10 protein-coding genes are annotated in these 11,161 nt (G+C 68.8%); 9 read left to right on the top strand and 1 reads right to left on the bottom strand.

The features are described 5' to 3' along the window. Window positions 1-620 precede the first annotated feature (620 nt). The 9 genes from amcB (at window position 621) to ACFU7Y_RS29820 (ending at window position 10,164) form a co-directional block, all read left to right on the top strand. On the top strand, window positions 621-1,850 hold the full coding sequence (amcB, locus tag ACFU7Y_RS29860; RefSeq protein WP_380770271.1) for a cyclophane-forming radical SAM peptide maturase AmcB: 1,230 nt from the start codon (window positions 621-623) through the stop codon (window positions 1,848-1,850). Then, a complete protein-coding gene (gene amcA, locus ACFU7Y_RS29855) occupies window positions 1,847-2,068 on the top strand; it encodes a multiple cyclophane-containing RiPP AmcA (protein ID WP_380770270.1) in 222 nt (73 codons plus the stop codon). Before amcB ends, amcA begins: the two co-directional genes overlap by 4 nt. Before the next feature lie 84 nt (window positions 2,069-2,152). After that, window positions 2,153-2,827, top strand: a complete 675-nt coding sequence (locus tag ACFU7Y_RS29850; protein WP_380770269.1) for a pentapeptide repeat-containing protein — start codon at window positions 2,153-2,155, stop codon at window positions 2,825-2,827. 4 nt (window positions 2,828-2,831) lie between these two features. Beyond that, the gene (locus ACFU7Y_RS29845) at window positions 2,832-3,566 is read left to right on the top strand and encodes a hypothetical protein (protein WP_380770268.1); all 735 of its coding nucleotides are present in this window, start codon (window positions 2,832-2,834) and stop codon (window positions 3,564-3,566) included. A 1,102-nt stretch (window positions 3,567-4,668) separates the two neighbouring features. After that, entirely contained in the window at window positions 4,669-5,889 is a 1,221-nt protein-coding gene (locus tag ACFU7Y_RS29840; RefSeq protein WP_380770267.1) for an MFS transporter, read from the top strand. Between the two features lie 125 nt (window positions 5,890-6,014). Further along, window positions 6,015-6,716, top strand: a complete 702-nt coding sequence (locus ACFU7Y_RS29835) for an HAD family hydrolase (RefSeq protein ID WP_380770266.1) — start codon at window positions 6,015-6,017, stop codon at window positions 6,714-6,716. A 101-nt stretch (window positions 6,717-6,817) separates the two neighbouring features. Then, window positions 6,818-7,321 carry a hypothetical protein gene (locus tag ACFU7Y_RS29830; protein ID WP_380770265.1) on the top strand — a complete coding sequence of 168 codons (504 nt, stop codon included), beginning with the start codon at window positions 6,818-6,820 and terminating at the stop codon, window positions 7,319-7,321. 643 nt (window positions 7,322-7,964) lie between these two features. Continuing rightward, on the top strand, window positions 7,965-8,768 hold the full coding sequence (locus ACFU7Y_RS29825) for a hypothetical protein (protein ID WP_380770264.1): 804 nt from the start codon (window positions 7,965-7,967) through the stop codon (window positions 8,766-8,768). 415 nt (window positions 8,769-9,183) lie between these two features. After that, window positions 9,184-10,164: a 3-oxoacyl-ACP synthase III family protein gene (locus ACFU7Y_RS29820; RefSeq protein ID WP_380770263.1), complete on the top strand. Its 981-nt coding sequence runs from the start codon at window positions 9,184-9,186 to the stop codon at window positions 10,162-10,164. A gap of 72 nt (window positions 10,165-10,236) precedes the next feature. Here the strand turns inward: ACFU7Y_RS29820 and ACFU7Y_RS29815 are convergent, their stop codons facing one another. Further along, entirely contained in the window at window positions 10,237-10,518 is a 282-nt protein-coding gene (locus ACFU7Y_RS29815) for a hypothetical protein (RefSeq protein WP_380770262.1), read from the bottom strand. Window positions 10,519-11,161 lie beyond the last annotated feature (643 nt).

The following is an 11,161-nucleotide window of genomic DNA, read 5'->3' as shown; positions in this document are numbered from 1 at the left end:
CATCGCGACCCGGTATGACAAGAGCCCGGAAAGCTACCTCGCCGGCCTTCACCTCCGCGCCTCGATGATCTGGATCGATGATCTCCTGCTGACCACTGATTGATCACAACATCACACAGGCCCTAGCCGAGCCAGCCTTCGCGCTCGGTGTCGGCGATTCGGGCGACGAGGTCCTGCCGACCGGCCTGCGAACCGAATTAGCGTGCGACATACGTAGGACGTCTGCCCGCCCGAGAGCGGCGGGCAGGGGTGGGTACTACACCCGTGGCACCACAGGGTCCACGGACGTGCCATTCGACGAAGACGACCCGGCGTTGGGCCAGTGTGGCCTTGCCGGTCCGGCGAGCGGACCCTCTCGGCGGCAGGGACCGAGAGAGGATCGACTTCAGGCCGATCCCGCAGGCTCTCCTGCACGCGCTGTCCGGCATCCGCCACTGCTCACGCCCTCGGCCCGGACGGGACCAGAGCTCCAACATCCCTGACCAAGCGGACGACCTGCGGGAACGGGTGGCGGCGACGATTGGCCGGAACTCCTCAAGAACATGAGCTCACGATCTCCTGCGGTGAGCACTTGCCCAACTACCCTACGTTGGAGTCGGGTTGAATCGCCTGGGGGACGCATGACGGACGCACCGACGCGCGGGCGCATCATGCCCCTGGCCCTCGGCCCCACCCGCTACGCGTCCGCCTTGACCACGAAGACCATGCCGGCCCTCCGGTACCGGGCCCGGATCGCCCGCCGGCCGCGCAGCGTCGTCGCGCAGCCGACCAGCCTGTGCAACCTCGCCTGCCTCTACTGCTACCTCCCTCACCGGCACCGTCGGAACCACATGCCGGTCCCCGTTGCGCAGGCCCTCGCGCAGCAGATCACCGAGATCACCGAGCTGTACCCCGGGCCGCCGATCACCCTCATTTGGCACGCCGGCGAACCGATGGCCCTCGGCATCCGCCGCTTCGCCGAGCTCCTGGAGCCCTTCGACCGGCTGCTGGCCGCCGGTCAGATCGAGCACGCGCTGCAGACGAACGCGACGCTCGTCACCGACTCCTGGTGCGACCTTCTCGCCCGATACCGGGTGAGGGTCGGGGTGTCCGTTGACGGGCCGCAGGAGCTGAACGGCCAGCGTGTCGACTGGGCCGGAAGACCGGCCTTCCGGCACATCATGCGAGGCATCCGCCGCCTTCAGGCCCGGGGCATCCCCTTCTCCGTGATCTCCGTTGTTGGCCGGGAGACCATCGGCGATCCCGAAGTCATGCTCGACTTCCTCGCCGGCCTCAGCCCCACCTCCATCGGGCTGAACATCGAGGAGGAAGAGGGAGCGAACACCGACCGCACACCACCCAGCCGCGGCGAGGCCCTCACCTTCTGGCGGCGGGTCATCGCCTGGAACCGCCGTCGTCCCGGCACACCGATCGTCCGAGAACTCGACCAGCTCGGCCGCTACCTGCAGTTCGCCCGCACCGGTACCACCCCGCACTGGGAACGAGTGCTCGCCGACCCGATCCCCACCGTCGCCACCACCGGCGACGTCGTCCTCCTGTCCCCGGAGCTGGCCGGGATCAGCTCGCGGACCTACAACGACTTCGTGGCCGGGAACATCACCGAGCGGCCGCTGTCCGCCATCCTGGCCGACGCCCACCACCTCCCGTACGTGCAGGAGTACCTCAACGGCGTCGACCAGTGCGAGCGGTCGTGCGACGTCTACGAATTCTGCCGCGGATCCCAGGCCGGCAACCGCTACTTCGAGCACGGCCGCTTCGACACGGCCGAGACCAACTACTGCCGCGTGTCCGAGCAGGCCCTGGTCGAAGCACTAGCCGAGACCGCCCGAGAGGAGACAACAGCACGATGACGCCCCTGCAGGAACTCGCGACAACCGACGCGCCGGTGGTCACCGAGCTCGTCAGCTCGCTGCCCCCGGCGACCAGCAACTGGGGCAACTCGCCCTCCTGGTCCAACCCGCCGGGCGGACCGTTCGACAACGCACCGACCTGGGACAACGCCACCGTGAACCCCTGGAGCGACTGGAACAACGGCCCCTCCTGGTCCGACTTCGACAACCGAGGGTAGGAGACGCGGGACAATCAGTAACCCTAGTGGTGCGGTGCCCTGCTACGCCGCACCCCGCCGCACCCCCGCCCCTGGAGCACCGCCGTGACCACCAAGACCGTCGGCCGGACCACCGTCACCCTGCCGCAGATCGACCCCACCTACCTGGCGCCCGTGGACAGCCTCGTCAGCGCAGACACCGTGCGCGACTTCCTCTACGAAGGCCAGGACCTGCGCTCCCTCGATCTGATCGACGGGCACCTCCAGGACGGCCGGATCAACCGGCTCTCCGCCCGCACCTGGGTCATCGGGGGCACCACCCTCTCCTCCGTGGAGATCTCCGATTGCGACATCACCTCGCTCACCTGGAGCGGAGCGAAGGCCCGGCGCACCGTCTTCCGGAACTGCCGCCTCATGGGCGCGCAGATCAGCGACGTCAGCTTCGACGACGTCCTGTTCGAGGACTGCCGCCTGACCTACGCCGCCTTCGACAGAGTCCGAGCCCTGGGGCCTGTGGCCTTCGTCCGCTGCAAGCTGGAAGAGACGACGTTCACCGGATGCGACCTGAGCGACGCAGCGTTCCGCGACTGCGTACTCGACCGGACGACGTTCGGCACCGGCACCTACCACCACCTCGACCTGCGCGGCAACGACCTCTCCACCATCGCGGGCACCGCCAGCATCCAGCACACCATCATCGACCGCGCCCAGGCCGACCAGCTCACCCACGCCCTGCTGACCGAGCTAAAGGTCACGTTCGGCGAAGACCTCCCGAGGTGATCACATGGGACTGTCCATCGCCTTCCGCGACGCCGAAAAGCTCCCGGCCCGCTGCTCCGTTGCGCAGGTCACCAGCGACGTCCGCCGGCCTGGATTCGAAGACGAGGCGATCGTCCCCGACGGCCGGTGGCGGTCCCTGCGCCAGGACGAGGTGCCGGGCCTGCGTTACCGGGTCGGCACTCCCGACTCCGTCGCCGTCGAGCTGGTGAGGACGACCACGCCGGTCACGGTCGAGGACTGCCCGAACCGGCCCGGCCCCACCACCGTGACCTTCTTTGGCGACGAAGTGCCGGCGGACTACCGCGGCTGGGCAGCCAGCCCGCCGGACGACCTGACCGCCACCGTCGACTGGAACACCGACCGGCGGATCGGAATCCACCTCGACAACTGGGACCGACTCCCGTACCCCGACCGCCATCGTTCCCGGCGGCGCCTGGGCGTCAACCTCGGCCCCGGTCCCCGCTACCTCATCCTCGGCACGGTCGACGTTAAGGAGATGTGTCGCACCCTCCAACCCGGAACCTACCGCCGGGCCCACCCGCACACCAGCCACGTGCGGACGTACGCGGCGAAGACCGGACTCCAGCTCCTTCGGATCCTGCTACAGCCGGGCGAAGGCTACGTGGCACCCACCGAACTACTGCCCCACGACGGCTCCACCGAGGGATTGCCACAGCCCTCGACAGCCGCATTCTGGCTGGGCCACTGGCCCATGGGCACCTTCCCATGGGCAGACTGAGATCCACGACGGCGGTGAGGGCCGATCACCACAACGTGTGGCCTCCATTGCTCGCAGGGGTAGCGGGCAACCTGGCCGCTGCGGCCAGGGCGGGACCCACCGCGCTGGCCGGCCGGTTTGCACACTGGACCTGCGACTGCGTGGTGCCGATCCGCTGCTGCGGCGGATCTTCCCGTCCAGAGCTGCGGTCGCCGGGATGCGTGTACTCCAAATCGTGCGCGAGACGGCCGAGCTCGGCCGGGACGTAGACCTCCACCGGCTGGCACAGCCCCTTGGCACAGCCTCTTGACACAGGCGCACGGCACCCGCAGGTACGCGGTGGTGCCGTGCGCCTGGGCCAGGGTGCTCGCGCCGTCGCCGAGCAGCTCGTCCAGCCACGACCGGTTGGTGCGCCGTGCCCGTCGTCGGCACCGCCAGCGGTGCCCGCGCGGTGTCCATGTGTCCCCCCCAGTCCCATCCCGTCCCGGAGCAGGCACCGGGGAGGCCTGCCGACAACCCTTGCGGCCCACTGGCTCGCCGCATCGGGCGTATCGGCGCGGCGAGGGCTGCTCCTGGCCGTCGGAGTGCCCGGGCCCGGCCAACCAGCGGACCGCCGACCGGTGCAAGCGCCGCGCACGGCCCCGGGATTCCGCTGGGCGGGAACTCCGTGGCTCCTTTCCCGTAATGCGGGTTCCTGGCGCGGTTGCCGCCCTTTCGCAATGCAGTCTGCACCGGCGGTGGCTAGCGTCCTCGACGAAGCAAAAGCTTCGGTGTCCGGCTCAGTGGAATAGCCCTGCTAGGTCGGGACGGTCAACTGCTGCTCTGATACAGGGAGGGGTCGCCTGTCGTGGACTGGCTTCATTTCGAAATAGCCAAGTTCGCCATGCCGGAGCGCATCCGTGAGGCGGAGCATGCGCGTCTGGCTGCGGAGGCTCGGCGGGGACGCCGTCGCCAACGGCTGCCGATCCGGTCCTGGCGCAGCCGCCGGAATCCGGCCAAGGCCGCCCCGCGCACTGCCTAGTCCAACCCGCACAGTCTCCCTCTCTGTCGCCTCGTCAATTCTGAGGATCTGAGTATTCGGAAACCGCCCCCAGGGACATTTATGCCTGTCTCTCTTCGGCCAGTGAAGGCCGATCCCATTCGCCGTGATCCGCATTTCGGAGTTCGCGCTGTACTGGCGGTTCCGCATGTTCCGCACCTGCTGTTGGCTTCGCTCGTCGGTCGTCTTCCGGTGGCGTCCGCGCCGTTGGCCATCCTGCTGTGTGCGGTGGCCGCGGGAAGTGGTTACCTGTGGGCCAGCGTCGTTGCAGGGCTCTACGGCCTCGCGGCGACGATCGGCCAGCCCATGCTCGGCCGCCTGGTGGATCGGCATGGGCAGCGCCTTCCGCTGATCGCGGCCGCGACCACGTCCGCAACAGCCATGATCGCCCTCGCGGTCCTCGACCCCCGACAGCGGCTTCTCACCGCAGGTGCGTCCGTTGCTGCCGGCTTCGCTACCCCGCCCCTGGAGGGAGCCTTGCGAGCGTTGTGGTCGCAGACTGTTCCGCAGCGGCTGCAGACTGCGGCGTTCTCACTCGACGTTGCCGCGCAGTCCCTGCTGTTCGCCCTCGGGCCCCTGCTGGTGAGCGCGACGGTGGCGCTGTCCGGGCCCGGTACGGCACTGATGCTGATCGCCGCCCTCGGCGTCGCGGGGACATGGACGATGACCACGTCAGCGCCATCCCGCGCCTGGCAGCCCCCTCCTGCCGGGCCCACGAACTGGATGGGGCCGATGCGCTCACGGGAGCTACGAGGCATCGCCGGTGTCCTCCTGCTGGTCGGCACGGCCCTGGGAGCACAGGGAGTTGCGGGAACGGCCTGGGCCGACAGCCTGGGTGACCGGACCAGTGCAGGCGTTCTCCTCGGGGCGTTCAGCGCGGGCAGCTGCATGGGGGGTCTGGCGTTCAGCCGGCGACGCGGCAGCAGAGTGGGGGACCGGACGCTGCTGGGTCTGGTGGCCGGGTTCACCCTCGGATGGGCCCCGCTGGTGGTCGCGCCCCCCAGCCTGGCGGTGATGGCCCTGCTCGCACTGGTGCCTGGTCTGTGCCTCAGCCCGCTACTGGGCGTCGTCTTCGAACGCGCCGGACGGACCGCGGATCCTGGCTGCCTCACCGAGACCTTCTCCTGGCTCGTGGCCGCCGTGGGCATCGGCAGCGCCATCGGCACGGCGCTCGCCGGGCCACTGGCCGACCACCACGGCGCCGCTGCTTCCTACGCCCTGGCCCTGCTCGCTGCGGCTGCCGGCCTCGGCCGCCTGGCCACCTGCCTCGCTGCAGCCGCACGTGCGGTGCCGAACACAGCTTGAACCGGCAGACCCAGCCGCCACCGTGTGCCCAGGCCAACGGCTGCGCCGCCCACCGCAGACACGCCCCAACTCCTGACGCGCCACTGCAATCTTTCCCGCCGTCTAACAAGAGAGAACCCGAACCCATGACTCCCCGAAGGCATTGCGTCTGGGACTGGAACGGCACCATCCTCGACGACAACCAGGCCCGTCTGCTCGCCGTCAACGAGTCGCTGGCCGGGCTCCAGATCGCGCCGATCGACATGCAGCAGTACCGCGACACCTACTGCGTGCCCGTCCCCGACTTCTACGCCCGGCTTCTCGGCCGGCCGCTCACTCGCGACGAATGGCTGACCGCCGATGACACCTACCAGGCCAGCTACCGGCGCCACCTGCCGCACGCCAGCCACCTCATGAGCGGCGCTCGCGCCGCACTGCTGTCGTGGATCGCCCGCGGCGGCACCCAGTCCCTGTTGTCCCTGCACACCCACGAACACCTCCTCGCCGAGCTCTCCCACCACGGCGTCGGTACCCTGTTCCGCCTCGCCGAGGGCCGCCGTGGCCCCACCGGGGGCACCAAGGCCACCGCGATGCGCCGTCACGTGCAGAACCTCGGCCTGTCCCCGCAGCAGATCGTCGCCATCGGCGACGCAGCCGACGACGCCGTGGCCGCCGACCAGGCCGGCATCGCCGTCGTCCTCTACACGGGGGGCTCCCACTCACGCGCCGCACTCGTCGCGACCGGCGCCCCCGTGGCCGAAACGCTCGACGAAGCGCTCATCATCGCCAGCACGCTGCCGCTCGCCGAGCTCAGAGCCCGAGCAGCACAGGTTCCCACCGCGGCCTGACACGGCGACCGCAGCACCATCTGGCCGCTGCAATGCACCCACCCGACCACCTGCCCACAGCGCAGCAGGGCACACCTGCCACCCGACGAAAGGCAGACCTGATGACCAACACCACGACCATGCGCAGCCGACTCACCTCCCGCGCGCGGAAGGCCCTCCTCACGGCGGCAGCCCTGACGGTCGCGAGCAGCGCCCTGATCGCCGGCGCTGGCCAGGCGCAGGCCGCCAGCTCCTGGAGCAACGGCTGGGGCACCTACAGCAACCCCTTCCGCTGCACCAACGGCAACGACGGAGAGGCCGTGTACTTCTGCCTCTACTACAACTCCGGTGCGAACGGCGCCGTCTGGAAGTCCCCGTACAGGCTGTGGAACTTCAACCGCACCTGGACCGCTCCCTTCGAGCGCGACCAGTACGGTTCCAACGGTGCCGGCCAGCGCGTCTACCACAATGCTGCCAGCGCGGAGAACGACACCAACAACTGCAACCTCGGCGTCTACTCGAACTGGAACACCGACGGCGACGTCACCTGGATCCCGCCCCTTCGTGGCGGCAACCTCAACTCCTACGTCAAGAACAAGAACGAGAGCGCAGCGCTGACCTGCTAGCCCGGCCTGCGACCACAGGCCCCTGGCGCCGGACTCCTTCGCAGTAGACCAGGACAGATCCGCCCGAAGGCGTTGCCCTCCTTCTCGAGAACCTCACCACCGGGAGGGCACGCGTCCTCGCCGTCCGGCACAGCGAACGCAAGCCGTCCCACTGAGCCCCACAACCGAAACCCCCGCGGCCCGGAAGTCCACTACCGAGCCTGAGCAGCCGGGGCCGCTTCGCCTCTCCCGGGCGGCGAAGCGGCCCCCTGGCAGGCGGACTCGGCACTCACCGACGTCGCCAGCACACACCAGCAACAGGCCGCTGCCCCTGCTCCGGGAACGGGTGAAGGGGACGGTCTCGGTTGTCCCTATCCATCGGTCTCGGGCAACGCCCACGAACTTCAGGAGATGCATGAGGCCCCGCCATCGATCCGGCACACCCATTCCTCACAAGACCGGCGAACTGCGACCGGCGGACAGCAAACGCACCGCCTCACCGCGCCGCGTCCGTCGGGCACTGGCGGCCGCCACGCTCCTTACCTCCGCACTCCTCTCTCAGGCTGGCTGTGCCGCGTCGGGCCCGTCCGCGCCGCTCACACCGGTTCCAACACCGCGCGTCACCAATGGTGTTAAGGAACTCAGTCTGCCCATCGAGGCCTACATGCTGACACCAGCGCAGGCCGTGGACTACGACTGGTTGCGGCAGGCCTCCATTGGCGACTGCATGAGGCGCTACAACCAGGCGTATACGGTGCCGCCCAGGCCTACCAAGGCCAGCCCCTGGTACGACCGGTACGACGTCATGGGTCGCCGCTATGGAATCTCTGACGCCGAAGCGGCCCGGAAGTGGGGCTACCACCCCCGGCCCGACACCTCCAACGCCCCGAGCGCGACGCCTGCCGTACTCGGGCAGCTGACGCAGGAGGCGCAGACCATTCTGATGGGCGCCAATCCTCAGGACGGCCAACGTGTGACCTCGTTCGCGGGCAAGGCCCTGCCCGAGGGCGGCTGCCTCGCCGAGCTCGACCGTCTGCTGCCGGGGGCCAGCGGCGGACCCGCCGGACCGGCTGGCGGGGGAGAGGGAGTCGTCACCACCATCAAGGCCGCGTCGTTCACCGACTCCCAGTCCGACCCCAAAGTCGTCGCCGCCGTCGCCTCATGGTCCGCCTGCATGAAGGGGCACGGCTACAGCGTCACGGACCCCCTCAAGGCCAGCGACCTCTTCGAGACGGCCACCGGGCCCGCGAGCAGCCAGGAGATCGATCAGGCCCAGGCCGACGTGGCGTGCAAGCAGGAGACCAACTTGCTCGGCGTGTGGTTCGCCGTCGAGTCGGACCTCCAGAACAAGGCGATCAACAAGAACTCGGCAGAGCTCGGCAAGGTCAAGGAGACCCTGGACGCCGAGACAAAAGCCCTGGACAAACTGCGTGAGCAGGACTGGCCCGCGCCGCCGCCCGCTTCCTGACGCCCGGACACCGCCACGCCGGTGCCGCCCGGACTCGCCACAGCGCGAGGCACCGAGTGCGCGATACGCAGCCGGATGTCACGGAAAGCCAACCCAGGCTGTCGGCGTCGTGCCGTCGTTCATGACGCCGGACGGCAGCGCCCACTGTCGTTCGGCGCCCGGCATCGCGTTCCGTGCGGCGGGAACCTGGAGTCGGTCTTTCCGCAGGGCGGCAATCGAAGGTTCTTCGAGCAGGTCCTGGATGGGACGGCGAGGGCCACGGACCTACCGTGCGATGAGGAATGGGACAAGGTCCCGGGACGGTCAGTGCTCGCCTTCTCGGTCTTCGGCGGATGTGGTACCGCCACTTCCAGTCGGGCTGGGTGACCACCAACAGATTCAGGTGGCGAGCTGTGATGGAGGGATGTCAGCAACGATGAACGCAGGGATTCTTGGCATCGGGTCCTACGTGCCCGATCGGGTTGTCCCGAATATTGCCCTGGAACGGGCGACCGGGTTTTCCGATGGGTGGGTGCGCGAGCGGCTCGGGATCGAGCAGCGGCGCCACTGCGGCGCGGGTGAGGACGTGACGACGATGGCTGCACAGGCGCTGGTGGATGCCTGTAAGAGGGCCGGCGTCGCGCCGGGCGAGATCGATGCGCTGGTGACCTCCACCACGACGCCGCGGCGGTTGATGCCAGGCCTTGGGGCGGACCTGATCGCGGAAGTGGGATTGGACCTGCGGATGGCTCCGGTGGACGTGGTCGGTGCGGGGTGCGCGGGTGCCGTCGGGGTCCTGCAGCTCGGCGAGAGTCTTGTCCGGTCAGGCGCCGGGACGGTTGCTGTCGTACAGTCGGAGGCAAGTAGCGCCCTCATGGACTTCGACGACATCGGTCCGGGTGAGGGCTTGGCCGCGACGATCTTCAGCGACGGGGCGTGCTGCTGGCTGCTGCGGCAGTGCCGGGAGGACACCGGCCTGCTCTACGGGTCCTCTCGTACCGACCCCGCAGGCTATGAGGGACTGGCTTTGACGGGCCAGGACCTGCACGGGTTCACCATGGACGCCCAAGCGGTCAAGGCGTTCGCGTCGAACCAGGTCCCTGCCCTGATCCGCGATCTGGAAGCCGGCAGCGGAATCGCTGTCGGGCAGGCCGATCTGGTGCTACTTCACCAGGCGAACCTGCGGCTTATCGAGAACGTGCTGTCGGGACTGGACGTGCCGATGGAGAAGTCCTGCACGACGGTCCAGGACTTGGGCAACACGGTGTCGGCGTCTGTGGGGCTTACAGCGGCCCGTGCTGCCGACACAGGACTCCTCGTCCCGGGCGCAACGGTCTTTCTGGCAGCCTTCGGAGCGGGATGGACCACGGCCGGATCCGTCCTTCGCTGGTGCGGCAAAGCCGACTTCGTGGACTGAGGACCGTTTCCAGAACAGTCGGCCGTTCGGTGTGGCCTGTCCGGAGGAACGGACGCGAGTCCCCGGTGGGGCTCACCCACGCGGGACCGTGCCCTTGCCGGCTGCCTTGCGAACCCTCCCATGAACCACACCGGCCAGGCGGCCGGCCTCGACCTCCGACAGCCCGAGTCTGCCCGTGAGAAGCAACAGGTTGCTCCGCCCGGCGACAGTGCGGGCGAATTCCCTCAGGTCCGTGCGGACCTGGTCCAGGGCGCGGGTGCGGAGCAAGTCGACATCGCCCTGGCCGAGTAGCCCACTCACCAGTGCGAGCGGGTGGCCGGCAGCCGTGAGCAGCGCGGTCAGATGATCGGCCACTGGGAAGCCTCCGTGTCCGGGCGGGCGGTGGGATCCGGGAACAGGAGGGCATCGAACTGGGAGAGTTCCTCATACAGGTCGCGGCGATGACGCGGAGGGCTGCGTTCCAGCGTCCTTCTTGCAGCTCGGCGGTGAGGGCGGCTGTCTTCTGCAGGGCGGCCCCGGTTACGGCAGTCGGCTGCCGGCCGCGCTTGGTCGCGGTGGTGGTTGTGCCGGTGTCTATCGTGTTGCCCTTCGTTGCTCGTTCGGTCGTTCGGCGAGCAGATTGTTCAAGGGGCTCTGTGCAGATCTGTACAGGACCGGCCAGGAGCGTAGCGAGCCCAAGAGCTGATGGCTCGCCAGGCAGGGGCGTCGTGATCACGCAGCGAGCGGGATGCCGTGTCTGCTGGCTATGTCGTCAGCCATCTGGTTCGGGCCTTGAACCAGGCGTCGGGCGCTTGGTGCGGTGCCAGATGGCTTCCCCTCCGCCCTTTGCCGTGCCGACAGCGCGCATGCTCAATCATCGGTTGAGCATGGGACCACAGGCGGGGTCCGCCGCCGAGATCGAGTAGTCCGACCCCACCGCGCCGATGTAGATTTGCCCGACGTACTCCACCGGCCTTTCAGTGGCGCAGGCCGCCCCGGACGAGCCTGTCTCTTATAC

Source organism: Kitasatospora sp. NPDC057542, assembly GCF_042801945.1.
GTDB lineage: Bacteria > Actinomycetota > Actinomycetes > Streptomycetales > Streptomycetaceae > Kitasatospora.
The sequence above is the reverse complement of the archived record's forward strand: the minus strand, read 5'-3'. Positions and strand labels throughout refer to the sequence as shown.